This window comes from Paenibacillus sp. OAS669 (assembly GCF_014873645.1).
Taxonomy (GTDB): Bacteria; Bacillota; Bacilli; order Paenibacillales; family NBRC-103111; genus Paenibacillus_S; species Paenibacillus_S vulneris.
On the sequence record NZ_JADBDR010000031.1, the window covers coordinates 1 to 25,960 of the forward strand.

28 protein-coding genes, 2 tRNA genes, 1 rRNA gene and 1 riboswitch are annotated in these 25,960 nt (G+C 50.0%); of the genes, 28 read left to right on the top strand and 3 right to left on the bottom strand.

The window, feature by feature from the left end:
* The 13 genes from rrf to GGC63_RS33895 all read left to right on the top strand — a co-directional run.
* A 5S ribosomal RNA gene (gene rrf, locus GGC63_RS33835) occupies window positions 1–93 on the top strand; the annotation flags it as partial.
* A 360-nt stretch (window positions 94–453) separates the two neighbouring features.
* A complete protein-coding gene (gene guaB, locus GGC63_RS33840) occupies window positions 454–1,911 on the top strand; it encodes an IMP dehydrogenase (protein WP_079914183.1) in 1,458 nt (485 codons plus the stop codon).
* Between the two features lie 103 nt (window positions 1,912–2,014).
* The gene (locus GGC63_RS33845; protein WP_318781162.1) at window positions 2,015–3,313 is read left to right on the top strand and encodes a D-alanyl-D-alanine carboxypeptidase family protein; all 1,299 of its coding nucleotides are present in this window, start codon (window positions 2,015–2,017) and stop codon (window positions 3,311–3,313) included.
* A 117-nt stretch (window positions 3,314–3,430) separates the two neighbouring features.
* Window positions 3,431–4,312, top strand: coding sequence for a pyridoxal 5'-phosphate synthase lyase subunit PdxS (gene pdxS, locus GGC63_RS33850; RefSeq protein ID WP_079914184.1), 882 nt, complete (start codon window positions 3,431–3,433; stop codon window positions 4,310–4,312).
* A 25-nt stretch (window positions 4,313–4,337) separates the two neighbouring features.
* Window positions 4,338–4,910 carry a pyridoxal 5'-phosphate synthase glutaminase subunit PdxT gene (gene pdxT, locus GGC63_RS33855; RefSeq protein WP_192705958.1) on the top strand — a complete coding sequence of 191 codons (573 nt, stop codon included), beginning with the start codon at window positions 4,338–4,340 and terminating at the stop codon, window positions 4,908–4,910.
* Between the two features lie 11 nt (window positions 4,911–4,921).
* On the top strand, window positions 4,922–6,208 hold the full coding sequence (serS, locus tag GGC63_RS33860) for a serine--tRNA ligase (protein ID WP_192705959.1): 1,287 nt from the start codon (window positions 4,922–4,924) through the stop codon (window positions 6,206–6,208).
* A gap of 47 nt (window positions 6,209–6,255) precedes the next feature.
* Window positions 6,256–6,345 (top strand) — tRNA-Ser (locus GGC63_RS33865).
* Between the two features lie 165 nt (window positions 6,346–6,510).
* Window positions 6,511–6,855 carry a hypothetical protein gene (locus tag GGC63_RS33870; protein WP_192705960.1) on the top strand — a complete coding sequence of 115 codons (345 nt, stop codon included), beginning with the start codon at window positions 6,511–6,513 and terminating at the stop codon, window positions 6,853–6,855.
* A 22-nt stretch (window positions 6,856–6,877) separates the two neighbouring features.
* Entirely contained in the window at window positions 6,878–7,066 is a 189-nt protein-coding gene (locus GGC63_RS33875) for a hypothetical protein (protein ID WP_079914188.1), read from the top strand.
* Window positions 7,067–7,095: 29 nt separating this feature from the next.
* Complete coding sequence (locus GGC63_RS33880) at window positions 7,096–7,239, top strand: small acid-soluble spore protein P (RefSeq protein WP_079914189.1); 144 nt, start codon at window positions 7,096–7,098, stop codon at window positions 7,237–7,239.
* Window positions 7,240–7,685: 446 nt separating this feature from the next.
* Complete coding sequence (gene map, locus GGC63_RS33885) at window positions 7,686–8,432, top strand: type I methionyl aminopeptidase (RefSeq protein WP_192705974.1); 747 nt, start codon at window positions 7,686–7,688, stop codon at window positions 8,430–8,432.
* Between the two features lie 66 nt (window positions 8,433–8,498).
* Window positions 8,499–8,575 (top strand) — tRNA-Arg (locus GGC63_RS33890).
* A 266-nt stretch (window positions 8,576–8,841) separates the two neighbouring features.
* The gene (locus GGC63_RS33895; protein WP_192705961.1) at window positions 8,842–9,201 is read left to right on the top strand and encodes a DUF3862 domain-containing protein; all 360 of its coding nucleotides are present in this window, start codon (window positions 8,842–8,844) and stop codon (window positions 9,199–9,201) included.
* 203 nt (window positions 9,202–9,404) lie between these two features.
* Here GGC63_RS33895 and GGC63_RS33900 read toward each other — a convergent pair whose 3' ends face one another.
* A complete protein-coding gene (locus GGC63_RS33900; protein WP_192705962.1) occupies window positions 9,405–10,865 on the bottom strand; it encodes a PLP-dependent aminotransferase family protein in 1,461 nt (486 codons plus the stop codon).
* Window positions 10,866–11,155: 290 nt separating this feature from the next.
* On the opposite strand from GGC63_RS33900, the gene GGC63_RS33905 reads away from it, so the two are divergent.
* The 5 genes from GGC63_RS33905 (at window position 11,156) to GGC63_RS33925 (ending at window position 14,814) form a co-directional block, all read left to right on the top strand.
* Window positions 11,156–11,758, top strand: coding sequence for a DJ-1/PfpI family protein (locus GGC63_RS33905; RefSeq protein ID WP_192705963.1), 603 nt, complete (start codon window positions 11,156–11,158; stop codon window positions 11,756–11,758).
* 271 nt (window positions 11,759–12,029) lie between these two features.
* Window positions 12,030–12,533 (top strand): sigma-70 family RNA polymerase sigma factor, encoded by a 504-nt coding sequence (locus GGC63_RS33910; RefSeq protein WP_318781163.1) that lies wholly within the window; start codon window positions 12,030–12,032, stop codon window positions 12,531–12,533.
* Window positions 12,530–13,057, top strand: coding sequence for a zf-HC2 domain-containing protein (locus tag GGC63_RS33915; protein WP_192705964.1), 528 nt, complete (start codon window positions 12,530–12,532; stop codon window positions 13,055–13,057). Before GGC63_RS33910 ends, GGC63_RS33915 begins: the two co-directional genes overlap by 4 nt.
* A complete protein-coding gene (locus GGC63_RS33920) occupies window positions 13,057–14,148 on the top strand; it encodes a hypothetical protein (RefSeq protein WP_192705965.1) in 1,092 nt (363 codons plus the stop codon). The genes GGC63_RS33915 and GGC63_RS33920 overlap by 1 nt, the downstream gene beginning before the upstream one ends.
* 3 nt (window positions 14,149–14,151) lie before the next feature.
* A complete protein-coding gene (locus GGC63_RS33925; protein WP_192705966.1) occupies window positions 14,152–14,814 on the top strand; it encodes a LiaF transmembrane domain-containing protein in 663 nt (220 codons plus the stop codon).
* Window positions 14,815–14,953: 139 nt separating this feature from the next.
* On the opposite strand, the gene tadA is transcribed toward GGC63_RS33925, so the two are convergent.
* A complete protein-coding gene (tadA, locus tag GGC63_RS33930) occupies window positions 14,954–15,412 on the bottom strand; it encodes a tRNA adenosine(34) deaminase TadA (protein WP_256865585.1) in 459 nt (152 codons plus the stop codon).
* 214 nt (window positions 15,413–15,626) lie between these two features.
* Window positions 15,627–16,064: a thiol-disulfide oxidoreductase DCC family protein gene (locus tag GGC63_RS33935; protein ID WP_192705967.1), complete on the bottom strand. Its 438-nt coding sequence runs from the start codon at window positions 16,062–16,064 to the stop codon at window positions 15,627–15,629.
* A gap of 237 nt (window positions 16,065–16,301) precedes the next feature.
* Here GGC63_RS33935 and ychF point away from each other — a divergent pair, with 237 nt between their 5' ends.
* The 10 genes from ychF (at window position 16,302) to glyA (ending at window position 25,807) form a co-directional block, all read left to right on the top strand.
* The gene (gene ychF, locus GGC63_RS33940; protein ID WP_192705968.1) at window positions 16,302–17,402 is read left to right on the top strand and encodes a redox-regulated ATPase YchF; all 1,101 of its coding nucleotides are present in this window, start codon (window positions 16,302–16,304) and stop codon (window positions 17,400–17,402) included.
* Window positions 17,403–17,441: 39 nt separating this feature from the next.
* Window positions 17,442–18,515, top strand: coding sequence for a peptide chain release factor 1 (gene prfA / locus GGC63_RS33945; RefSeq protein WP_079914319.1), 1,074 nt, complete (start codon window positions 17,442–17,444; stop codon window positions 18,513–18,515).
* 4 nt (window positions 18,516–18,519) lie between these two features.
* Window positions 18,520–19,410, top strand: a complete 891-nt coding sequence (prmC, locus tag GGC63_RS33950; RefSeq protein ID WP_192705969.1) for a peptide chain release factor N(5)-glutamine methyltransferase — start codon at window positions 18,520–18,522, stop codon at window positions 19,408–19,410.
* A 156-nt stretch (window positions 19,411–19,566) separates the two neighbouring features.
* On the top strand, window positions 19,567–20,364 hold the full coding sequence (gene spoIIR / locus GGC63_RS33955) for a stage II sporulation protein R (RefSeq protein ID WP_192705970.1): 798 nt from the start codon (window positions 19,567–19,569) through the stop codon (window positions 20,362–20,364).
* A gap of 109 nt (window positions 20,365–20,473) precedes the next feature.
* Window positions 20,474–21,547: an L-threonylcarbamoyladenylate synthase gene (locus GGC63_RS33960; RefSeq protein WP_192705971.1), complete on the top strand. Its 1,074-nt coding sequence runs from the start codon at window positions 20,474–20,476 to the stop codon at window positions 21,545–21,547.
* Between the two features lie 259 nt (window positions 21,548–21,806).
* Window positions 21,807–22,370 carry a manganese efflux pump MntP family protein gene (locus tag GGC63_RS33965; RefSeq protein WP_079914201.1) on the top strand — a complete coding sequence of 188 codons (564 nt, stop codon included), beginning with the start codon at window positions 21,807–21,809 and terminating at the stop codon, window positions 22,368–22,370.
* Between the two features lie 118 nt (window positions 22,371–22,488).
* Window positions 22,489–23,073: a low molecular weight protein arginine phosphatase gene (locus GGC63_RS33970; protein WP_192705972.1), complete on the top strand. Its 585-nt coding sequence runs from the start codon at window positions 22,489–22,491 to the stop codon at window positions 23,071–23,073.
* A 102-nt stretch (window positions 23,074–23,175) separates the two neighbouring features.
* Window positions 23,176–23,256: riboswitch (ZMP/ZTP riboswitch) on the top strand.
* Between the two features lie 99 nt (window positions 23,257–23,355).
* Window positions 23,356–23,814, top strand: a complete 459-nt coding sequence (rpiB, locus tag GGC63_RS33975) for a ribose 5-phosphate isomerase B (protein WP_079914203.1) — start codon at window positions 23,356–23,358, stop codon at window positions 23,812–23,814.
* 31 nt (window positions 23,815–23,845) lie between these two features.
* The gene (locus GGC63_RS33980) at window positions 23,846–24,475 is read left to right on the top strand and encodes a TIGR01440 family protein (RefSeq protein ID WP_192705976.1); all 630 of its coding nucleotides are present in this window, start codon (window positions 23,846–23,848) and stop codon (window positions 24,473–24,475) included.
* A gap of 84 nt (window positions 24,476–24,559) precedes the next feature.
* On the top strand, window positions 24,560–25,807 hold the full coding sequence (gene glyA / locus GGC63_RS33985; RefSeq protein WP_079914204.1) for a serine hydroxymethyltransferase: 1,248 nt from the start codon (window positions 24,560–24,562) through the stop codon (window positions 25,805–25,807).
* Window positions 25,808–25,960 lie beyond the last annotated feature (153 nt).

The following is a 25,960-nucleotide window of genomic DNA, read 5'->3' on the forward strand; positions in this document are numbered from 1 at the left end:
CCACGCGTACCCATACCGAACACGAACGTTAAGCCTTCCAGCGTCGATGGTACTTGGACCGAAGGGTCCTGGGAGAGTAGAACGTCGCCAAGCAAATGCAAAAGTCTTTCCGGATAATCTGGAGAGGCTTTTTTTGTTATCCGTAACTTCTCAGTACCTATAAAGGTTAAAGAATAATGCATGGTGGGTGTAATGGAGATATTGGGTTTTTGAAGGAAGTAGGCACAACTGCAGTATTTTTCGGCTTATTAATTGAATATTCATAATTTTCCCTGTTTATAGGGCATTCTAAAGGCAAGAAAGGGCATTCAATTCTTGTATTTCCAATAGTTTGTATCTAATTATGTACGTCTTCTGAAGCTTGTGAAGATAAGCTTGACACGAAAAATAGGCTTTTGATAATATTGCAATAATATCTACGGGCAAGTAAGAAACTGAAGGAGGACTACGTTCGTGTGGGAAACAAAATTTGCTAAAGAAGGCTTGACGTTTGATGATGTACTATTGGTGCCAAGAAAGTCTGAGGTCTTCGGGAAAGAAATCAACATCTCAACGCAGCTTACAGATAAAATCAAGTTAAACATCCCTTTCTTAAGCTCGGCGATGGATACCGTAACGGAAGCAGCTTTAGCGATAGCTATCGCTCGCGAAGGCGGTATCGGGATCATTCACAAAAACATGTCCATCGCACAGCAAGCGGAGGAAGTGGATCGCGTTAAGCGTTCGGAAAGCGGAGTTATCACGAACCCTTTCTTCCTGACTCCGGAACATCACGTATATGACGCCGAGGAGTTGATGGCGAAATATAGAATCTCCGGTGTACCGATCTGCGATGAGGATAGAAAGCTGGTCGGTATTTTGACGAACCGCGACCTTCGTTTTGTTCATGACTACTCCATTAAGATCAAGGAGGTTATGACACACAGAGATCTGGTAACGGCTCCGGTCGGCACGACGCTCGCTGAGGCTGAAGTGATTTTGCAGCAGCACAAAATCGAGAAGCTGCCGCTAGTCGATGAGCATAACACGCTGAAAGGCCTCATTACGATCAAGGACATCGAAAAGGCTATCCAGTTCCCTAACTCGGCCAAAGATGCTCAAGGACGCCTTCTGGTAGGCGCTGCAGTAGGTGTATCCAAGGACGTTATGGAGCGTACTGCTGCTTTGGTTGAAGCTGGTGCAGACATGATTGTTGTAGACTCTGCTCATGGCCACCATATCAACATTCTCAATACAGTGAAATTGATTCGTGCCCAATACCCTGATCTGACCATTTGCGCTGGGAACGTGGCTACTGGAGATGGCACGAGAGACCTTATCGAGGCGGGTGCTTCGGTGGTTAAAGTCGGTATTGGTCCTGGATCCATTTGTACGACACGGATTATTGCAGGTATCGGCGTTCCGCAGATTACTGCTATATACGATTGTGCTTCCGTAGCAAGAGAATACAATGTGCCTATCATTGCGGACGGAGGAATCAAGTATTCCGGGGATGTTACCAAAGCGATTGCGGCAGGCGCGAGCGCGGTTATGATCGGAAGCTTGTTCGCAGGTACGGACGAGAGCCCTGGTGAATCGGAAATTTATCAAGGCAGAAAGTTCAAAGTGTACCGCGGTATGGGCTCGCTTGGTGCTATGAAAGAGGGCAGTAAAGACCGTTATTTCCAAGAGAACGAAAGTAAGCTCGTTCCAGAAGGTATCGAAGGCCGTATCGCATACAAAGGTCCACTGGCTGATACGGTATACCAATTGATTGGCGGTTTGCGGTCCGGTATGGGCTACTGCGGTGCTCGAAACATTCAAGCGCTGATTAATGAAACCTCGTTTATTCGTATTACCGGCGCCGGACTTCGTGAGAGTCATCCTCATGATGTACAAATCACAAAAGAAGCGCCGAACTATTCGCTATAATACAGACCATATTTTGGAGACCGGGGCTCGGGCCCTGGTCTTCTTTTTTTGGCTATGCTGGTATGCTACAATAAAGGCACTAAATATATGGGAGAGTGAAGAAGTGAACAGGTTTTGGAAATGGGGAAAACTCATACTAGCAGCATCGATCGCAGCACAAATCGCAATTTCCCCGCTAGCTGCTAATACGGCCCAAGCTGCGGAGGCAGATGCCCCGAATTTAGGTTTAACCGCGAAATCGGCAATATTGATGGAGGCTTCTACGGGACAAGTCCTGTACGCCCAAAATGAGAACGCTCCTATGCAGCCTGCAAGTATGACCAAAATGATGACGGAATACATAGTTCTTGATAGCATAGCCAATAAAAAGCTTGATTGGAATGAAACTCTGACTATCAGCGAGTATTCTGCTTTTTTATCAAACAATAAAGCTTTGTCGGGTATTCCTAAAGCCCAGGGCGATCAATATAGCGTTCAAGATTTGTTTAATGCGGTAACGATTTATTCAGATAACGGCGCGGCCGTGGCATTGGCGGAGAAAATCTCAGGCTCTGAAGAAAAGTTTGCACAGCTGATGAACGAAACGGCAGCCAAATTAGGCTTGTCCAAGGATGCATACTTTATCAATACGTCCGGTTTGGACCGCGTGGATCTGGGCAAATATGCACCGGCCTCACTTCCGGGAGAAACAATTTTTACAGCTAAGGATGCAGCACTTATTGCTTATCATTTAATTAAGGACTATCCGGATATTTTGAAATTTTCCAGCATCCCTTCCAAAAAGTTTAGACAAACGGATGCCAATCCGATGATCAACTACAACTGGATGCTCGAAGGCAATAAGGACAATGTAAACTTTAAAAAATATGTTTATCAGGGTCTCGACGGATTGAAGACGGGACACACTGACAAAGCCGGGTACTGCTTTACGGGAACAGCTCTTCGCAACGATACGAGACTGATTTCCGTCGTTATGAATTCCAGCAGCAGAGACAACAGCTTCTTTGATACCAAGAAGCTTATGGACTTCGGATACACGAATTTTGAAAAGAAAGAAGTCGTCAAAGCGGGAAGCCCTGTAGACTCCTTACCGACAGTGCCTATCAAGAAAGGCACGAATACGGAAGTTGGAGTAGTGACAGGTGAAGGGTTGTCCCTGCTGGTGAAGAAGGGCACTCCGGATACGGCGTTTACCAAGACCGCCGAAGGCAAGACGGATCTGATCGCACCTATTACGAAAGGTCAGGAAGTTGGCACGATGACGGTTACTTTTGAAAATAAGCCGTATACTATAAAATTAGTGGCAGCTACTGATGAAGAAAAAGGAGGATGGTTCCGCTTATTTTTCCGGGCTATCAAAAACTTCTTCGTCGATATGGTCAGCGGCTCCAAGAAGGCTTAAAATCCGGGTAAACGGGTTGTATAATTAAGGCTGTTCATGTAAAATAATTGCTTAGTTAGTTTGTCGCATTTTGCGTATCGTGAATTGATTATAAGGGTCTTTAGGAGGAGTCGGGAAATGGAAACAGGTACATCACGGGTTAAAAAAGGAATGGCAGAAATGCAAAAAGGCGGCGTCATTATGGACGTCATGAATGCGGAGCAAGCAAAAATCGCTGAAGCCGCAGGTGCTTCCGCAGTAATGGCATTGGAACGCGTTCCTTCGGATATTCGTGCAGCTGGCGGCGTAGCTCGTATGGCTGACCCTACTGTTATGGAAGAAGTGATGAAAGCCGTATCGATTCCGGTAATGGCAAAGGCTCGTATCGGTCATTTCGTCGAAGCAAAGATTTTGGAAGCTATGGGTGTAGACTATATCGATGAGAGTGAAGTTCTTACTCCAGCCGATGAAGTTTTCCATATTAACAAAAGAGAGTTCACGGTTCCATTCGTATGTGGAGCGAGAGATCTTGGAGAGGCCTTGCGCAGAATCGGAGAAGGGGCTTCCATGATTCGTACGAAGGGTGAGCCTGGGACCGGTAACATTGTTGAAGCGGTTCGTCATATGCGTATGATGGTCGGTCAAATTAAAAAGGTACAAGCTATGTCCAAAGATGAGCTGATGGCTGAAGCCAAAAACCTTGGCGCTCCCTATGAGCTTCTGCTGCAAGTTCACGAAACAGGCAAGCTTCCTGTCGTTAACTTTGCTGCCGGCGGTGTAGCGACTCCTGCTGATGCTGCCCTTATGATGCATTTGGGTTCTGACGGCGTGTTCGTTGGATCGGGGATCTTCAAATCCGACAGCCCGGAGAAATTCGCGAAGGCTATTGTTGAAGCGACAACTCATTATACGGATTATGCATTGATTGCTGAAATCTCCAAAAACTTGGGAACTCCGATGAAGGGTATCGAAATCTCCAAGCTGGATGCTACGCAACGCATGCAAGAGCGCGGCTGGTAATTGCGCGGTAAAGGAAGGATAAGCCATGAAAATAGGAGTATTGGCACTCCAAGGCGCAGTAGCCGAGCATATTAAGCTGATCGAGAAGGCGGGCGCTGAAGGCGTTATTATCAAGAAGACGGAGCAATTAAGCGAGATCGATGGCATCATTATTCCTGGCGGGGAAAGTACGACGATCGGGAAGCTGATGCGGACCTATCACTTTATAGAGGCTCTGCAGTCTTTCTCCGGGCAAGGAAAGCCGATATTCGGCACCTGTGCGGGACTTATTGTGATCGCTAAAGAGATTGTCGGTCAACCGGAAGCGCATCTTGGACTGATGGATATCAAGGTCGCCCGCAATGCTTTTGGACGGCAAAGGGAAAGCTTCGAGGCGGACCTGCCTATCAAAGGGATTGCAGAGGATGTCCGTGCGGTCTTTATCCGCGCTCCGCTTATTGAAAGCGTAGGAAAAGGCGTTGACATATTGGCAACGTACCGGGATCAAATTGTTGCAGCTCGTCAGGGACATTTGTTAGCAGCCTCGTTCCACCCGGAATTAACCGATGATGAGCGGATGCACGCCTATTTTCTAGATATGGTACGTGAAGCGAGGTAGGAGGGGTCACCTTGTTAGATGTAAAATTATTGCGTAATGATTTACAGCGCGTAGAGCAGGCGATGAATCATCGCGGCAAAACGCTTGAAGATATAAGCCGGTTTACGGACCTGGATACCAAACGCAGAGAGCTTCTTCAGGAAGTGGAGCAGTTGAAAAACCGCCGTAACGTTGTATCCCAGGAAGTAGCCGCGTTGAAAAAAGCTAAGCAGAACGCCGACGCCTTGATTGAAGAAATGAAGGGTGTTGGGGACCGCATTAAAGTACTGGATGATGAAATCAGAGTGCTTGAGACGGATATCAACGGGATTGTGCTAGCTATTCCTAATGTACCTAATGAAAGTGTGCCGGTAGGCAAGTCGGAGGACGATAATGTCGAAATTCGACGCGTAGGCGAGCCGGCTGCATTTTCTTTCGAGCCAAAGGCTCACTGGGAAATCGGACAAGAGCTCGGCATTCTTGATTTTGAAGCTGCGGCTAAAGTGACAGGCTCCCGTTTTGTGTTCTATAAGGGATTGGGAGCACGCCTTGAGCGCGCACTGCTTAACTTTATGATGGATCTGCACAGCGATCAGCACGGCTATGAGGAAATGATTCCTCCGCAGATTGTCAATCGCGACAGCCTTACGGGTACGGGACAGCTTCCAAAATTCGAAGAGGACGTATTCAAGCTGCAGGGGGAAGGGATCGATTATTTCTTGATTCCAACCGCTGAGGTTCCGGTTACGAACTATTACCGCGACGATATCCTGGCGCTTGAGGATCTGCCCAAATATTTCTCTGCCTTTAGCGCTTGCTTCCGTTCGGAGGCCGGTTCGGCAGGAAGAGATACCCGCGGCTTAATTCGCCAGCATCAATTTAACAAAATTGAGCTTGTGAAGCTGACGACACCGGAGAGCTCGTATGATGAGCTGGAAAAGCTGACTGCTGATGCGGAAAAGGTTCTGCAGCTGTTGAAGCTTCCGTACCGTGTTCTTGCTCTTTGCACCGGTGATTTAGGCTTCTCATCAGCCAAGACCTATGATCTGGAAGTGTGGCTGCCTAACAGCAACACTTATCGTGAAATTTCGTCTTGCAGTAACTTTGAGGATTTCCAGGCTCGTCGTGCGAACATTCGCTTCCGCCGTGATGCGAAGTCAAAACCGGAGTTCGTTCATACCTTGAATGGTTCAGGTCTCGCACTGGGACGTACGGTTGCCGCCATTCTGGAGAATTACCAGCAGGAAGACGGAAGCGTCGTGATTCCTGAGGTGCTTCGTCCTTACATGAACAACCTGGCCAAGATATCTAAAAATTAGAACTTGATAAACAAGAGGCAAATGTGATACAATCCATTTTGTCACCCGGAGAGGTGGTCGAGTGGTTTAAGGCAGCGGTCTTGAAAACCGCCGTGTCTTTGCGGGCACCGTGGGTTCGAATCCCACCCTCTCCGCCATGATTTCAAAATGGCATTACATAAGCAAATCCAGGCTGTATTATCCTTCCAAGGATGATGCAGCCTTTTTGTATGTTCGCTTTGCCAATTCCTTATTTTACTGTACTTTATGCGAATAAACCGGATAGCAGAGTCGCACCTTAAGCTTGTGGAGGTGTTGAAAAGATGGCTAAGACAGACACATTGACAATGGACCAGCAGCAGCTGGTGGAAGCATGGTCGAGAACATTGCCTACCGTATTAAGCGCATCGGACCGGGCGGAAGTCCTGGCGGACGAAGCAGAGTCCAACGCCCTGCGAGTGCATATTGCGACTGCAGGACATACTGACTACAGCTTCGACTTTAAGTGTACGTATGTGGACTCCAGAGAAGTTAAGGTGGAGCTTGTGGATGTAGAATGCGAAGGGCGTAATGTGGATGAACGTACCGTAATTATTCAAACTTTGGTGGATGATTACGTTCGTCATATTCACGAATGCGCACAACAGCTGCACGCAGTGACTAAATAGTCTAACGGTCGGAGGGAAAGCTGTGACAAAAAATAAAAGTCATGTAGATAAAAATATTCAAAACGTCGTCAAGGACCTCGAGCATACTGCTGTGAATAGCCATCATGCTCAGCAGATTCAACAGCAAACGAATGACCGGCGTCACCAGGACGCATTGAATCATGACAAGCCATCCCAATACGAATCAATAAGCTTGTCGGATAAAGATTGATTTTACCAATATAAAAAGGAGGGGTATTTATGCCGAAAGATATTCCGCAGCCTGTAAATCCCCCAAGCGGGCAAAAAAGCCGGGAAAAGGATCATCAGCCCACCGAACCCTTGTCCGGCTCCAAAAAGGTAAAGCAAGCGAATCATTCCAGACATAATAACGGTGAAGGGTAAGAGAAGCGCCCCTCATCTCATCAAGAACTAACGACAGTTCCTTCTGTATAAAAAGAGGGAACTGTTGTCTTTATATTACGCGTTCTTGGCAGATAAATAATGAAAGCACTCAACCAGCATCATTTGGGCGATTTCTTCGTTGTCAGCGTAGCCGTATATAGTACCCCCAGCTGCTAATTCCTCACATACATCATCGAGAAAAGAACAGATTGTAATCGTTAGTTCATCATAAACAATGTAATATCGATTGTTCTGCAGCACGCTGTCCAACACCTCACTCTTAGATTGCCCTCATTTTAACATGTAGAAATCTAAAAGAGAATGGATTTTATCACTTACCGGGATGTTGATTATCGAATGGGATTTAAGGATTTGAAACGCGGGCGGTCCTTTTGACACCTAGCTACGTATTATGGATATAAAAAGGACTTCGAGGCGATGAGATGATGATCATATTAAAAACTCCGCAGCAAATTGCTAAAATGCGAAAGGCAGGTCAAGTACTGGCCCGCTGCCACGAGGAGATAGCTAAGATAATTAGGCCGGGAATGACTACGCTGTTTATTAATGATTTTGCCGAGCGGTTCTTAACCGAGCATGGCGCCAAACAAGTAACGAAAGGGTATAAAGGATATCCCTATGCGACCTGCGCCTCCGTTAATGATGTCATAGCTCACGGATTTCCTGATGATACCCCTTTACAAAATGGAGATATCGTCAAAATGGACATTGTTTGCAGCTATGACGGTTGGATGGCAGACTCCTGCCGAACTTATGCTGTAGGGGCGATCTCATCGGCCGCTGAGCGTTTAGTGAACGTTACAAAGGAATGCCTTGACCTCGCTATTCCGAAGGCCGTAGCAGGCAATAGCATCGGCGATGTGATGCATGTCATTCAAAGCCACGCCGAAGCGGCGGGGTACTCCGTCGTTCGTGATTTGCTGGGCCACGGCATTGGACAGTCGCTGCATGAGAAGCCTTCCTACGAGCATATCGGACGTCCAGGCAAAGGGTTCAAGCTGAAGGAAGGGATGGTCATTACAATTGAGCCTATGATCAATGCGGGCGGCTACGAGATGTATATTGATTCTGATGGTTGGACAGCCCGGACGTGGGACGGTTCTTTATCTGCCCAGTTTGAGCATACGGTAGCTATTACCAAGGATGGACCTTATATTTTAACTCGGCTTTGATTAATCGCAGTGGAAGGATCAGGACTTTTTCTTGGACGCTATTTGTGGTAAAATAATTAATACCGCGCGCCCGTAGCTCAGCAGGATAGAGCGACAGTTTCCTAAACTGCAGGTCGTACGTTCGAATCGTATCGGGCGCGCCAGATAACTATGAAGATACCAAACCTTCTATGATGAATAGGAGGTTTTTTTATATGTAAGGCCCAATATACGGGTTGGAAAAGACCGGGGGAACGCAATACTTTTTCGGCAGCTGAACGTCCTCTGCGACTATTGATACACCGTACATAAATCTGCAAGGCTAAAAGTTCCTTTGATTCTAAATAAGATTTGTGCTGTTAGTACCTGTTTTTGGAAAAGGGTAACACGTACAATAAAGGGATATTATTGCGAGATAAGGGAGCAAAGAATGAAAATGAAATGGTTCGTAATGGCGCTTGCAATAGCGCTCAGCTTGACCGGATGCGGAGGAGGGTCCGCTCAACAGGCAACCGGACAGCCGAAGACGACGGAGTCGTCGGGTAAACAGGAAGGAAACGGCCTTATCACGAAGGCCAAGTTTGAGAAGATCGAAAACGGGATGAGTTACGAGGAAGTGACGAAGATTATCGGCAGCCCCGGTGAGCTGCTATCGGAAATCGGTAAAAAGGGAGAGAAGACTCACACACTGGTCTATATGTACAAAGGGGAGGGGACGGTTGGTGCTAATGCCAACTTTACCTTCCAGGGCGGGAAATTGGTTGCAAAGGCTCAAGCCGGTTTGCAATAGGCTAAGGGTTACAATAACATGCTCCGTCAAAGACGGATGCTCTCAGGATGCTTCTTTTTCTGGGAGCATCCGTTTTCTTACCACCCCACAAAGTACCTGAATCCGCTTCGAATCCAAAGCCCCATTTTGAAGGGCCGGATTGTTGAAGAACCTATCATCCGATAAAGTGCGAAAGGTAATAAGCGGAGTGTTCCTTGCTTACATTACCTGACTTCCTGTCGAAGAGCCTTTCCCAACCGTACCAACCCTTCCGTGATAAGGTCCTCGTCAACGGATGCATAAGTAAGCCTTATAAAGCCTCTGTCGGCCCCATAGATGGTGCCTGACGATACGATAACACCCTCTCGAATTCCAGCCTCCAAAAGCTCTTTATCGGTCCACCCCCGTCGTTTCACCTTAAGCCCTACATAGAACCCTCCAGCAGGCGAGGGTGGAGCAAATATCTCCGCTTCATCCCCCACGTACTTCCGAATAGCCTGGAGCATCACCTGTCTCCTTTTGCGTAAGACCTCACAGATGCGGTCCAGTCGGGCCGAAAAATCAGGATGAGTCAAATAATGCCGGGCGAGCCGTTCTCCAGGATGGCTTGTACTGTAGCCCATGCGGTCCTTGGCTTCGGCTAACTGAGCGAGGACGGGAGGAGGAGCAACAACCCAGCCTATGCGCATGCCGGGAGTGGCAATTTTGGATAAGGTTCCGAGATAGATAACAAACCGTTCTCCGCCCCGTAATGCTTTTAAAGGGGGGATAGGTGCCGATGTATTGTTGAGCCGAAGGAGACCATATGGGTCATCCTCTACGATAGGTAAACGCAGTTCCTCGCACAGCTCCATAAGCTTCTTTCTGCGGGCCAAAGGCAGGGTAGTGCCTGTAGGGTTTTGGTAAGTAGGATTGATAAAGACCATACGAACCCGATACTTATGGTAAAGCTCAGGGAGCTTCTCCGGGATAAGGCCGTATTCATCCACCGGGAGCTTGACCATCCGAAGTCCGGCCGGTGAGAATACCTGCATTCCATATAAATAACTGGGGCCTTCTACGGCTACGGCATCTCCAGGCTGAAGCAGCGTATGGGAGATAAGATGCAATGCATGCTTGACTCCCGCCGTAATGAGAATTTGGCTTGGATCAGCAGCCAGGTTCAGATGACTTTGAAGCAATTCAGATAACGCTTGCCGTAATTCGAAATCCCCTTTGAAATTCGCATAATAGCTAAACGGAAGGCTGAAGTCGATTTCAGAAGCGAGCTGATGCAGCAGGTCCAGCGGCATCAGGTCGGGGGAAAGCTCTCCCTTAGTCAGATTAATGATGCCGGGATAGGCAAATGCCGATATCGTTCTTTTAACAATGGAGGAGGTGGGATCAAATGGTCGACGGTAGGAGTATCGTTCCCAGTTCGGTGTACGGGAAGGCGTCTCATCCCACATGGACTCACATACCCGGGTACCGCTTCCTTGGACGGATTGGACGAGCCCCATAGCTTTAAGCTCCTCATAAGCCGCTGATACGGTACTGCGATTAATGCCAAGCTTGAAGGCCAATTCGCGCTCTGTAGGCAATGGGTCGCCAGGCAGCAAAGTGCCGCGAATGATCTCCTGCTCATAATGCATATAAATTTGGCGGAATAGGGGGACATCACTTAATGTGTCGGGCTTCCAAGCCATACCAATCACCTCTTTCTCCAGTATACTTCATCTTCATATTGGCTGGGTTGAAAAGTTGCCAATTGGCTGAAGCGGATAGGGCATATCCAGGGCTATACTGAAGCAGCAGACGAGATGAGGACATGAAAAGAATAGGAGCTCAAGGAACTTCTATGGATAACATTAGAATCAGTGGCTCCGTTTCTTTTCCTTTTGCCGGGCCGTTCTGTGGTGCCGGGAAGTACCGCTACGCGGGGTCAACAGCTGCAATAATGCCTCCCATCCTATGAAAGCCAGAAAGGTGATGTCAGATGAAAATCGCTTTTATTGTATTTGAGAAAATGACGACGCTTGATTTTGTTGGATTTTTCGAGCCCATGACCAGACTTTCCTTGTATAAGAACCGTCTGAGGGAGGAGCTTCAATGGGATCTGTGCGGTATCCAGGAAGAAGTGAAGGATGATCGTGGAATGACGATAAAAGTAAATAAGATTCGTCCGGATCTGTCAGAGTATGATATGATCTTTGTGCCGGGAGGTTACGCGACAAGGACTTTGAGGAACGATGTGAATTTCATAAGCTGGCTTCAAACGGCAAAGGATTCAGCCTTGAAGGTTTCAGTATGTACAGGAGCACTCCTGCTAGGAGCGGCAGGCTGGCTGCATGGGAAAAGAGCGACAAGCAATCCTTCTGCTTATGATCTGTTGACCCCATACTGCAAGGAAGTCGCAGCATCCCGCATCGTGAAGGACGGGAATGTGATTACCGGAGGAGGTGTCGCGGCCTCCCTCGACGTCGGATTGTTCCTCGTGGAACTTTTTTCCTGCATGGATACGGCAATGGAGATGCAAAGAGAGATGGATTATCCCTACTATAAGGCAGGGAATACAAACGCCGATTATGTTATTGGATAAAAAGCAACCCGGTATCAGTCACATGACAAAGCAGCTGTTAAAAGCAGTTATGATATTCGGGACTCCCCGTAAAAATATCTGAATCGGCTTCAAAGCTAATGCCCCACTTTGGTGGGGTTTTCTTATTGGTATACACTAAAAGAGCTTTCACCAAAAAAAATTCGGTCATGTGCAGTGGTTTGCTCTTGAGATATCGTCTATTCTTTCGGAGAGGAGGGGGAGAACCATTTCAGAAGAAACAGAGTGGATCGAGCGCATTGTAGCCGGCGACGTGCAATCATTTCGCTTACTGATGGAGAAATATAATCAATATTTATACCAGGTTGCGTTCTCAGTACTGCATTCAAGCAAGGATGCGGAGGATGTGACGCAGGAAGCACTGTGGAAAATCTATGCTTCTCTCCCCTCCTATCAGCACCAGGGCTTCAAAACATGGATTACCCGAATTACCGTAAACAAAGCGATAGATTATAAACGTTCCCTTGAACGAAAAAGAGAGCAGCTAACCGACGAGCCTGAGCAGCTGATTCCGGTAAATCCCGTACACACGGTGGAGGAGGAAGTGCTGCATAGGCATCGGCGGCAAAGAATTCGGGAGTGTTTGGACGACTTGCCAGACAACTACCGGGATGTGGTCGTAGCCTTTTATATCGAGGATAAAAGCTATCAGCAAATTGCCTTGGAGCAGGGAGTTTCCCTAAGAACGGTGGAATCGAAGCTGTACCGGGCCAAGCAGTGGATTCGCAAGCATTGGAAGGAGGAAGAGTGGGGATGAAGCATTACACAACGGAAGAATGGTCCAGGTATGCGAGACAGGAGCTGTCGATCGAAGAACAACAAGAGTATGAGACCCATCTCAGTACATGTGACGAGTGTCTTGAAAAGTACATGCAGGGATTAGAGCTCACGACGGATACCTTCCCAAGGCTTGCAGAGGAAGCGGAGGCGGCCATTGTAGAGTCGGTTATGCAGCGAATCGAATCTCAGACTCCAAGTCTGTCAGGGGTACCAGAGATCGCGCCGAAACCGGTTCAAAGGCGGCAAGCAAGTCAGACCCCGTCCTTCCTGAGGCATCCTGTGTTCCATTATGCCGTTGCCGCAGTTATTACGCTGCTGCTGATGGGAACGAGCACCTTCCAGACCTTGATGGATAAGGTGGGCTCTGCAGAAACTAACATAGAGGCCGGACCGTGGGTGCAAGAGGAGAGCCGTTCATCCGTATCCCAAAAAATAATGGAAAAAACGATCGGGGTATTGGACTCGATTCAGCCCAAACATGAAAGAGGGGGAACGCGATAATGAAACCTAAAAGTGCGATGACAGCGCTGCTGTTATCTTTTATCCCCGGCATGGGGCACTTATATTTGAATCGTTTGGTAAGGGCTGTTATTTACGGCATTGGTTTTTTTGGGCCGGTTTCCTTGATGTTTCTGCTCGTTCTGACCGGGGAATACCGGCGTAGCGGCGAATTCCTCGCCTTTCTGATGGGGGTTGCCATGTTCTTCGGTATCGTCAATATGATCGATATGGTTATAGCAATAGCCCGGGGCCGAGTGCCTGCTTTGGCTGCTGCCCCATCGAACACGGAAGATGGAATGCTCATGGTACCACAGCACAGCGGGAATGATCGTTTTGCCGCCATTGTTCTGTCGTTCATCCCAGGTCTTGGACATTTTCAGCTTGGCCTGATGCAGCGGGGATTAGCTTTCTTAATCGCATTCTTCGGAACCTTGGCGATGGTTATCTTCGTCGCAGTGCTGACGCATAGAGACGGATTTCTGGCTTTTCTGTGCATCCTGCCCATCGTGTGGCTGTACTCCATGTTCGATTGTGTGCAGCAGCTGAACAAGAAACAGCGGGGGGAGCCGCTTGTAGACCAGACCTTCTTCGAGGATTTTCAGGAAAGCCGTGAGGATGGCAGAAAGAGCAAGATGATCGCCACCTTCCTGTCTATCGTTCCGGGAGCGGGACATATGTATCTTGGCCTCCAAAAAAGAGGGCTTCAGCTCATGGCCGCGTTCCTGCTGCTCATCTATATTATGGATGTGCTTCGTTTATCGATTTTCTTGTTCTTGATTCCGATTTTATGGTTCTATAGCTTCTTTGACGCGCTGCAGCAGATTTCCAAGCAGGGACGGGAGGAACTGAAGGACCTTCCCTTCGTCGATTGGTTGATGAATCATCAAAAATGGGTCGGCATAGGATTGCTGGTTTTGGGAGGATATTATTTGGCCGATGAAGTGATCCTGAACGCCTTGGACCGGATGTTCCCCAAAGAACGGATCTCCATACTGTTCCACCAATATTTTCAGACCTTTGTTGTATCCGTAATCTTGATCGGCGGCGGTCTTCGACTGCTCATCGGAAGCAAAAATCGAAAGGACGGATAGCCTATGAAAAAATGGCGTGTAGGGACTCTATCGATGGGCTTGACCTTGATCCTGCTGGGGGTCATCCTGTTCATGTCCCAATGGAGAGGAATCCAGGCCTTCGATGCGTTTATCGCCTGGTGGCCCATCATCTTTGTTTTGCTTGGGCTTGAGATTATTATCTATTTATTATTCTCGAATAAAGAAAACAGCATGCTTCATTACGACTTTATGAGCCTGTTCTTTGTTGGAGTGATCTGCATCGGCTGCCTCGGGTTTACGCTGCTGGCGTCTGTCGGCATTTTGGGCGAAATTCGATCCATGCTGGGAGCGACGGAGGAAACCAGGGATTTGCCGACAGTGAAGGAAGCATTGGGAGACGGCGTGAAAAAAATCGTTGTCCAATCAGGAGATCAGAGTGTGAAAATTGATAAATCGACGGAACGCTCCATTCAGGTATTCGGGACCTTTCGTGAACGGATCAAAGGGGGAGAGCAATCACGTCCATTGGACAAGGACCAGGTGGTCTCCGTACATACGGCCGGCGAGATCATGTATGTGCAGATCAAACGGCTTCCTTCGGAGCGGGGGCTGCAATCCTATTATCCTTGGATGACCGTTACCGTAGTGCTGCCGGAGGGAGTGCAGGTGGAGATGAGAGGATTGGACAACAGTATCATATCTTGAAAGAAAGAGCAGGAGTCGGAAGCATCCGAATCTCCTGCTTTTTTTCCTGTACAGCGTTTTAGGCTGTATTATGTGGGGACCTTTTGGCTTAACATAACGTTTGTCTAGATAAAATAACCTGATGGACGTCTTGTCCTGATTATGCCTTCCCTCTTAAACGGCGGAAAAACTGGGTCAGCATGCTGCTGCATTCCTCCTGAAGGACACCGGAAATCACCTCGACGCGATGATTGAACCGTTCTTCCTGCAGCAGGTTCATCAAGGTCCCTGCGCAGCCGGCCTTGGGATCGGTCGTTCCGTAAATCACCTGTGGAATTCTGGCTTGAACGATGGCACCCGCGCACATGGGGCAGGGCTCCAAAGTCACATATAATCGGCAATCGAGAAGCCGCCATGCCTCTAAATACTCGCTGGCTTGCTTGATGGCTATGAGCTCAGCATGTGCCAGTGGATCCTTGGTTGTCTCGCGGAGATTGTGGCCGCGGCCGATAATGGTGTCGTTCCACACGACCACGGCACCGATCGGGACTTCGAGCAGTGCCTCGGCTTTGCGGGCTTCATCAATTGCAGCGTTCATAAAAGGAATATGTTGTTGCACACAGGCACCTCGTTTCTATGATCAACTTATTCACAGGCCAATGCTGACGAACAAGTATTCGATTTGTTAACATGCTGTGGATAACCTTGTGGATAACCGGGTTGTTATGCACATTTTATTGTAGAAAATTGGGGATAGTTCCGCAAGTTCCCTCGATTTATTCAAGTCACTATCCCCAGATGGGGATAAGGAGCCTGTAGCCGGGAAGGCGGTCTCATATAAATTTACGGCGGATTTCAGCCGTCGGAATCATGCAGTGCTCCTGCTTGCCGAACAGCTTATACCGTCTTTTGGCCACCCAACGGTACAGAAAGTCCCGCAAGGAAACCGGAACATACTTTAATACAGAAAGTAGTGCCCAACCTCGCCCTAATCGTCTGCAAATTTGCAGCATAGCGTCGGAATGCGTATAGACGAAGCCTTGGTCGAGCAAAATGACGGAATCCATCGACGGATCGTTCTTGATATCCGGTGGAAGCAGGGACTGGGCCGTGTCGGATTGCAGCTGCGCAAAACGAAAAACGTCCTTTTGATCCAGCCGGATAATGAGCTGAACCGAGCCGCTGCAAAAACGGCATTCCCCGTCAAATAGCATAATGGGATGCTTGAATGTATCGGAATCATGACTTAAATCCTGGCATCGGGTTTTCATTGCGCTCACCTGGTTTCAATAGAGGATACTCCTATTATACTGCGATCTGCTCGCCTCGTTAATGCCCATAGCGACAACGAAATAAAGATTGGAAGATATAGGTTCCTGTGAAAGGCGTCTGCACATTCCATGATTTTTGCTGGAAATAGAAGAGGCAAGGTGACAGGGACCCTATATGTGCGATATAATAACTATTTAGGGATATTGAATAACGATGATTAAGGAGTTGTCCTATACATGGCTTTGAAAGCTGGGATCGTGGGCCTGCCGAACGTTGGCAAATCCACTTTATTTAATGCGATTACGCAAGCGGGCGCTGAGTCGGCGAACTATCCTTTCTGTACGATTGATCCGAACGTAGGGGTAGTAGAGGTTCCCGATGAGCGGCTGGTCAAGTTGACGGAGATGGTTGTTCCTAAAAATGTCGTTCCTACGGCATTTGAATTTGTAGATATTGCAGGACTTGTTAAGGGTGCTAGCCGCGGCGAAGGACTGGGCAACAAGTTCCTTGCCCACATCCGGGAAGTGGACGCTATCGTTCACGTTGTCCGCTGCTTCCAGGATGAGAACATTACACACGTGTCCGGTACGGTCAATCCTATCAGCGATATCGAAACGATCAACCTGGAGCTGATCCTGGCTGACGTAGAATCAGTTGAGAAGCGGATTGAGCGTTCCCGTAAAAATATGAAAAGCGGCGACAAAAAATACGCGGCTGAAGTGGAGTGTCTGGAGCGGGTGAAAGAGGCGCTGTATAACGATAAGCCGGCCCGCAGCGTAGATTTGAGTGATGACGAGAAGCTGCTGATCCGCGATCTTCACCTGCTGACGATGAAGCCGATGCTCTATGCGGCTAATGTGAGCGAAGAAGAAGTAGCCAATGCGGATGATAATCCTTTGGTTCAAAAGGTGCGTGAATACGCTGCTCTGGAAGGAGCAGAGGTTGTTCCCATCAGCGCCAAGGTAGAATCCGAAATTGCCGAGCTTGAAGGCGAAGACAAAGAGATGTTTCTGGAGGAGCTCGGGCTGCAGGAATCCGGTTTGAATCGTCTGATCAAGGCTGCCTACAAGCTGCTTGGCTTGTATACTTATTTCACCGCTGGAGTTCAGGAGGTTCGTGCATGGACCATCCGCAAGGGCATGAAGGCTCCGCAAGCGGCTGGAGTCATCCATACCGATTTCGAACGCGGGTTTATCCGTGCAGAGGTTGTCAGCTATGATGATTTGATCAATGCGGGCTCGATGAACGCAGCGAAAGAAAAAGGACAGCTTCGCCTGGAAGGGAAAGATTACGTGGTGCAGGACGGCGATGTTATGCACTTCCGTTTCAACGTCTAAACTATATACTATCTGAAGAGACATAAGGGGTGAATGATGATGCTAGACAGACTGCAATCACTTGCGGACCGCTATGAAAAACTAAGCGAGCTGCTGTGTGATCCGGATGTAACGAGCGATACGAAAAAGCTGCGGGAGTACTCCAAGGAGCAATCCGACCTACAAGAGTCTTACGAGGCTTATACGGAATATAAAGGTGTTGTAGAGCAGTACGAGGCGGCGCGGGCCATGCAAAATGAGAAGCTGGACGATGAAATGCGCGAGCTCGTCAAAATGGAGCTGGAGGAGCTGTCCCAGCGCAAGGAGGAGCTCGAGGAGCGCATCAAAATTTTGATGCTTCCGAAGGACCCTAACGACGACAAAAACGTTATCGTCGAAATCCGCGGCGCCGCAGGCGGCGATGAAGCGGCGTTATTTGCAGCCGATCTATACCGGATGTACACGAAGTACGCCGATACACAAGGCTGGAGAACGGAAATTATGGATGTCAGCATGAATGATCTCGGCGGCTTCAAAGAGATTATTTTCATGGTAAACGGCAAGGGAGCCTACAGCAAGCTGAAATTCGAGAGCGGCGCCCACCGGGTTCAACGTATTCCGACGACAGAGTCGGGCGGACGGATTCATACATCGACTTCTACCGTTGCGGTGCTGCCGGAAATGGAAGATATCGATATCGAAATTAACGATAACGATATCCGCGTCGACACGTTCTGTTCCAGCGGTGCCGGCGGACAGTCCGTTAACACGACAAAATCGGCGGTTCGGGTAACCCACGTACCGACGGGCATTGTTGCGACATGTCAGGACGGAAAGTCGCAGAACTCCAATAAAGAAAAAGCACTTCAGGTGCTTCGTGCCCGGATTTTCGATAAGCTGCAGCAGGAAGAAATGTCCAAGTATGCTGGTGAGCGGAAAAGCAAAGTGGGTACAGGAGATCGAAGCGAACGCATTAGAACCTATAACTTCCCACAAAGCCGTGTGACCGACCATCGTATCGGTTTGACGCTCCATCGTTTGGATGCTGTATTGAACGGCGATATGGATGAGATCATCTCTTCCTTGACGATTGCTGCCCAATCGGAGCTTATGGATAAAGGGGAACAAGTGTAAACCAATGACCGTCGAACGGAAGTTGACGATTCGTGAAGCCTATGTTGAGGCTTCTTCTTTTTTACAGGGGCATGAAGTGAGTGAAGCATCCAATTGCGCCGAGCTGCTGCTCCAGCATCTGCTGGGGTGGAGCCGCAGTGAAATGCTGCTTCGCTGGCAGGAAATGTTCCCCGTGGAACTTGAAGGGCAATGGTACGAGCTGTTGAAGCGTAAAGCGGCAGGAGAGCCGGTCCAATACATTATCGGAGAACAGGATTTCTACGGGCGTACCTTCAAGGTGACGCCGGCCGTGCTTATCCCGCGTCCGGAAACCGAGCTGCTAGTGGAACAAGTGGTTATGCTCGGAACTGAGCTGTGGCCTTCACAAGAGGCATCTCCACTTGTTGCTGACATAGGAGCGGGAAGCGGAGCGATAGCCGTAAGTCTTGCCGCGGAGCGTCCATCCTGGCGTCTGATGAGCTCGGATATATCGTCTGCTGCGCTTGCGGTTGCAAAGGCAAATGCAGAACGCCTGGGAGTGGCGGGAAAGATCTCGTTCCTGGAGGGGGATCTGCTGGCACCCTATATCCAACAAGGGCTGCGCCTTGATGCGGTTGTATCCAATCCTCCCTATATACCCGAGGAGGATGAGGGGGGATTGATGCCCGAGGTGCGCTTGTTCGAGCCGGCTTCCGCATTGTATGGCGGGAAGGACGGTCTCGTGCTGTATCGGCGTCTCATTGCTCAGCTGAAGGAGCTGACCTCGATGCCCTTCCTTGTCGGACTGGAAGTCGGCATGGGGCAAGCCAAGGCGGTGTCGGACATGCTTGCCGCAGTAGAGGCTTGGGACGGGATTCGGTTGGTTCCCGACTTGGCGGGAATTGACCGGCATGTTATAGCTTGGAAGCGGAGATAAGGGACGTAGTGCCCGGATCAGCATAAAAGCCAGGTGGTTGGGCAAGGAGAGGCACAATCTATTCTCTCTAGTAAAAATTGTTAGATTGCTAGGTTTAAAACCTCTCGGATCGGTTCATACTAAAGCTATGAAGCGATACGAGAGGGGCGACAAGCCATGGTGAGAAGAACTTCCCGGGTTCGATATTTTTATATAGCTTTTGCACTTATTCTATTAATGTTTTGTTGGGAAGCCCAAAAGGAAAATACGGTTGTGTTTGCCTCCAAGGCAGAGAGTGCTTCCGCCAGTACAGAGGGGGTAATCCCTCAAGAATCGATACGACTTCGTATATTGGCTAATTCGGATTCACCATCCGATCAATGGATAAAAAGAGAAGTTCGTGATGCTATCGTGGAACAAATGCAGCAGTGGGTTACCGGTCCGCAAACGATTGAGGAAGCAAGACAAACGGTCCGCAGCCATTTGCCTGAGCTGAGTGAATTGGTGGGGCAGACGCTCCGCAAAAACGGATTTGACTATGCTTATCAGGTTGAGCTTGGCGTTGTTCCGTTCCCAACCAAAATGTACGGAAACCAAGTATACCCTGCGGGCAATTATGAGGCGCTTCGCGTCTCCATCGGTAATGCAGAAGGACAAAACTGGTGGTGCGTCCTGTTTCCTCCGCTGTGCTTCGTAGATTCGGAGGTTATCGCCAAAAATCCGAATGAGGTCCGCGCAGAAGCGGTGCCTGAGGCGGAGAAGGAATCTGCGAATAAAGCGAAGGATCACCAAGAGGTTAAAACAGGTAAAGACGCGAAAACGGCCAAAACGGCTAATAAGGCAGCCGAGACAAAAGGCGCAGCGCCAGCCGCAGGCAAGACTGCAGTGGCTAAGGCCGATGTACAACCGGAGCAGCCGGAAGTTCGTTTCTTTCTTTGGGATTTGATGAAGAAGCTAGGCTCGCTGTTTGCGTAGTCCTATGTAGTGGGTATAGACTTGCAGGAATAATGGGTAGTCCTCGCAAGAAATCGAGGACTGAACGGATTAAGGGACGCATGGAAAATGGATTAAGGGTGGAGTAAGGATGACAGCATACTGGAAGGTCTCGCCCGAGCAGCCGCAGCCGGAATCGTTGGCGGAAGCGGCACAGACCCTGAAGCAGGGAGGGCTTGTAGCGTTTCCTACGGAAACGGTATACGGCTTGGGGGCTGACGCCCGCCAAACGAGAGCCGTTGAACAAATTTTCAAGGCCAAAGGAAGGCCTTCGGATAATCCGCTTATCGTCCATATCGCAGACCGGTCTCAAGTAGAGGAGCTCGCCGCTTCTCCGGATGAGGCCGTTTCGCGTTTGCTGGACGCCTTCTGGCCGGGGCCGCTCACGGTCGTGCTGCCCGTCCGGCCAGGCGTTCTGTCCCCGCTCGTCACCGCGGGGCTGGATTCGGTCGGGCTGCGGATGCCCGACCATCCGGTGGCGCTGCAGCTGATTGCCGCTGCAGGCTGCCCTGTGGCCGCGCCGAGCGCTAACCGCTCGGGCAGGCCCAGCCCAACACAAGCGCAGCATGTGTTGGAGGATCTCGCTGGCCGCATCGACGGCATCGTGGACGGGGGGCCGACCGGGGTCGGCGTCGAGTCCACGGTGGTGGAGTACACTCCAGCCGCAGGCGAAGCCAGCGGCGGTGTGCTCCACATTCTGCGGCCCGGCGGCATTACGGCAGCGCAGCTTCGCGAGGCGCTGCCCGGTATCACGGTGCGCGAAGCCTCAGCGCACCAAGAGCCCTCCGCGGCACCCCGCGCGCCGGGGATGAAGTACACGCATTACGCCCCGCGCGGCGTAATGACCCTTGTTCAGGGCGATGCTCCTGAACGGGTGCTCGCTCGCATCCAGCGCGAGCTCGACGAAGCGCACGCGCGCGGGGAACGCACAGGCGTTCTCACGTACCGTGAGCACGCCCCGCTGCTGCGCGCGGACCATATCGTCGCCTGCGGAAGCGTCGGCGACCTGGAATCGCTGGCGCACGGGCTGTACGCCGCGCTGCGCGAGTTCGATGAAGCGGGTATCCACTTCATCGTGGGGGAAACATGCCCCGAGGAGGGCATCGGGGCCGCGATTATGAACCGGCTGCGCAAGGCGGCCGGAGACCGTATCATTCATGTCTGATGGATGCACCGGCATTTCGCCTGTAGGGCGTTGCCGGTGCATTTTTTAACATACATACCATGCAGAACCGCTTCACATCTATCCAGCCCTCGCTAGGATATACATGAATAAATCCGGCTGTTATTGCGAAAAATGGCAGTGAATTGCGAGTTTGTCCGTATACTCCGAAGTGGAACCGATCCGTTAGCTCTCTCCCAGTCATGATTCTGGACTCGTCCGCATATGTTGATTAGGGACGGGGACAAGGGGTGAGTATAGAATGGATTGGACATCTCCGCTAATGGTGGGGCAGTTTATCGCTATATTGATCATGGCTATCGCTTTGGGACTGGATGCTCTATCGCTCGGCATTGGCATAGGGATGAAGGGCATACGCAAGCTGGACATTGCTAAGCTCAGCTTTGTCATTGCTGTATTTCATATGGTTATGCCGCTGATGGGCATGTTTACGGGCAGCTACGTCAGCTCTTTGATGGGCGGCATTGCCACCAAGGTCGGAGGGGCGCTGCTGCTGCTTCTCGGCATTCATATGGTGTACAGCTCCTTGAAAGGGGAAGAAGTAAAATCCATCGATCACCGTACGCTGGGAGGCTTGCTTCTTTTTGCGCTCAGCGTCAGCATCGATTCCTTTTCTGTCGGCGTCTCTCTTGGCATGTTTGCCGGGGATATGGCGTTGACCGTGATCATGTTCGGAACCGTTGGAGGGATCATGTCCATTATCGGCCTTTTGCTGGGCAGCAAGATGGGACGATGGATCGGTGAGTATGGCGAAGCGATGGGCGGAGTTATTTTATTGGCCTTCGGCGTGCATTTTTTATTATAAAACCGGCCTAATTTTTGAAAACCATGGCTCGACCGTTCCCTATTTTCAAACATTTGAGGTACAATAAAAGGGAAGGCTGATTACAGCCTATATTGAATAGTAAAGGCAGGGATCCCAGATGAATCGAATCTTATTCGTTTGTACCGGCAACACCTGCCGCAGTCCGATGGCTGAAGGCTTGCTCCGGAAGCTGCTGGCGGAACATGATTTGCACCATCTTGAAGTCCGCTCGGCGGGGGTTGCAGCTTATAACGGCACACCGGTATCCCATCATGCGGCAGCCGTATTAAAGGAGCATGGATCGGATTGCAGCATGACCTCCAGCGCGTTATCGAGCGATTTGATTGCGTGGGCTGACGTGGTGCTGACGATGACGTCGGGACATAAGCAGCACGCAATAGGCAAATATCCGGAGTTCGTCGATAAAATATATACGCTGAAAGAGTACGTGGAGGACGATCCGGAAGCCGCCGGTCGCATAGCGGAGATGGAACGGCTGATTGCCGATTTGCAGGTGAAACGGGCATTGTCCCAGCAGGTAACCGATGAGGAGAGGGCACGAATCTTGACGCTGGAGCGCACGCTTCCGGATTACGATATTGCCGATCCGTTCGGGGGCTCCTTAGCTCAATATCGAGCGTGCGCAGCGGAGATTGAGGCCGCGCTGCTGAAGCTGATCCATAAGCTGAAAGCGGCAAGGTAACGGATTTTCCTGATTCATTAGCCATCCGTGTGTTCGGGAATTGGACTCACTTTTTAGGCTTTACACAAGACGCTATTTCCGCTATGATAAAGGTACAATGTAGGGCCTTGATGTAACTGGCGACGAGTGGGTTTAACCACAGTGGAGCATCAAGGTACACGGCCGGTCGCCTGGGCAAAGAGCATCGTTGTGCTGGATACAGCACGCTGCATGCTCTTTTTTCGTGTTTCGGCTATCTATCGGTTATAATGGAGCTAACTATGTTAGGAGGCGAAGGACAATATGAAAATTGCTATTGGTGCAGATCATGCAGGATTTCGTTTGAAGGATGAATTGGTGGGCTATATTGAATCATTGGGTCATCAGGTGGCGGATATGGGCTACAACAGCACAGATTCCGTCGACTACCCGGATTATGCCATTGCCGTCTGTGATCAAGTGGTTTCGGGTCAAGCCGACAAAGGGATTCTAGTTTGCGGCACAGGGATCGGCATGACGATTGCCGCCAACAAAGTGCCTGGCATCCGCTGTGCATTGGTGCATGACTTGTTCTCGGCTAAGGCGACACGCGAGCATAACGATACGAATGTGCTTGCCATGGGAGAGAGAGTTATTGGCCCGGGCGTTGCGCAGGAGATCGTGAAAGTCTGGCTGGAAACCGAGTTCTCGCAAGGGGAACGCCACCAAAATCGCATTAACAAAGTCAAGGCGTTGGAAGACAAGTACTCGCTTCATCCGTAAGCGGAAAGCCTGACGAAAGAGGCGATTCATGATGGACAACGCAGAACAATTCCGGCAGGCTGCAGCGGAACCAGCATCATTGGACATAAGCGCCATTCGCGGCCATATGGAGCAGGCGCTTCGCGAGCTGATACAGGCGGGGCATATTGAAGCAGGGCAGATTATCGTCTTCGGAACCAGCACAAGCGAGGTGCTCGGCAAGCATATCGGAACGTCCGGTACGGAGGAAGTGGCGGAACAGCTGTTTGCGGCCATGGAGGCCGTGCGGAAGGAAGTCCGCTTTTATCCGGCTTATCAATGCTGCGAGCATTTGAACCGGGCTCTGGTAGTTGAACGAGAAGCGATGAAGGAGTACCGGCTCGATCCGGTTTCCGTTATTCCGGTGCCCAGAGCAGGCGGCTCCATGGCTTCCTATGCGTTTAAAAACTTGCCGCAGGCTTGTGTCGTTGAGACCATCGAGGCTCATGCCGGCATTGATATCGGAGGCACGCTCATCGGGATGCATCTGAAGAGAGTGGCGGTTCCGTTCAAACCGTCGATCCGAATGATTGGACATGCGTCCATTCTTGCTGCCTATACCCGTCCGAAGCTTATCGGAGGCGCACGCGCGGTTTATGATATGGACAGCGCTGAACCGCAAGGGGCTGGCTCGTGTACTTGACGAACGAGTAACTCATGGTTTTGTTTAAGCAGGGAATTTTTCTCTTTATTAAAAATATAAGCTCATCCCGAGGAGGAACTTACTGTGGAACAATTACGCAAGCAAGACCCGAAAATCGTTGAGGCTATGAATCTGGAGATCGGCCGTCAGCGCGACAAAATCGAATTGATCGCATCCGAGAATTTTGTCAGTGAAGCGGTTATGCAGGCTATGGGTACGGTCCTTACGAACAAATATGCGGAAGGCTATCCAGGACGCCGCTACTATGGCGGCTGCGAGTACGTTGATATCGTGGAGGACATCGCCCGCGACCGTGCCAAAGAATTGTTCGGCGCAGAGCACGCGAACGTTCAGCCTCACTCCGGAGCTCAAGCGAATATGGCGGTTTATCTGGCAGCTCTGCAGCCTGGCGATACCGTATTGGGTATGAACCTGGCTCACGGCGGTCACTTGACTCACGGCAGCCCGGTTAACGCATCCGGTCTGTTGTACAACTTCGTCGCTTACGGTGTAAGAGAATCCGATTCCCGCATCGACTATGATGAAGTGCGCAAAGCCGCTTTCAAACATAAGCCTCGTATGATCGTTGCCGGTGCCAGCGCGTATCCGCGTATCATCGACTTCGAAGCTTTGAGCCAAATCGCTAACGATGTCGGCGCCCTGCTCATGGTAGACATGGCTCATATCGCAGGCTTGGTTGCAGCGGGACTGCATCCAAACCCAGTGCCATACGCTCATTTTGTTACAACAACTACACATAAAACGCTTCGCGGTCCTCGCGGCGGTATGATCCTGTGCCGCAAGTCTTGGGCAGCAGCTATCGATAAAGCCGTGTTCCCTGGAACTCAAGGCGGTCCTTTGATGCATACGATTGCCGCTAAAGCCGTATCCTTCGGAGAAGCTTTGCAGCCTGAATTCAAAACGTATGCGCAAAACGTAGTCAACAACGCCAAAGCATTGGCTGAAGCTTTAGTCGCAGAGGGCGTTGATCTGGTATCCGGCGGTACGGACAACCACTTGATGCTGATCGACCTGCGCAGCTTGAACATCTCCGGTAAAGATGCGGAGCATCTGCTGGACGAAGTTGGCGTTACGGTTAACAAAAACGCCATTCCATTCGACCCTGCGAAGCCTATGATTACAAGCGGTATTCGCGTCGGTACGCCTGCAGCAACTTCCCGCGGCATGAACGAAGAAGCGATGAAGACGATCGCCAAAATCATTGCTTTGACTTTGAAAAACCCTACGGATACAGCTGTACACGAGAAAGTGCGCGGTATGGTAAAAGATTTGACCGCTCAATTCCCTCTTTATCCTGGACTGTCTTACTAATCAGATTGAACCCAAGTCGGCGCTGCCCAGCAGTGACCGGCTTTTTTTAGTGCGCCATGCATGGCGATTAACTAGGCGGTGAAAGTCCGCTGTGGGGGCTCGTAGTTGCCAACCACTAGCCAAGAGCAAGGGTGTCCATCGTGAGGTGGAATC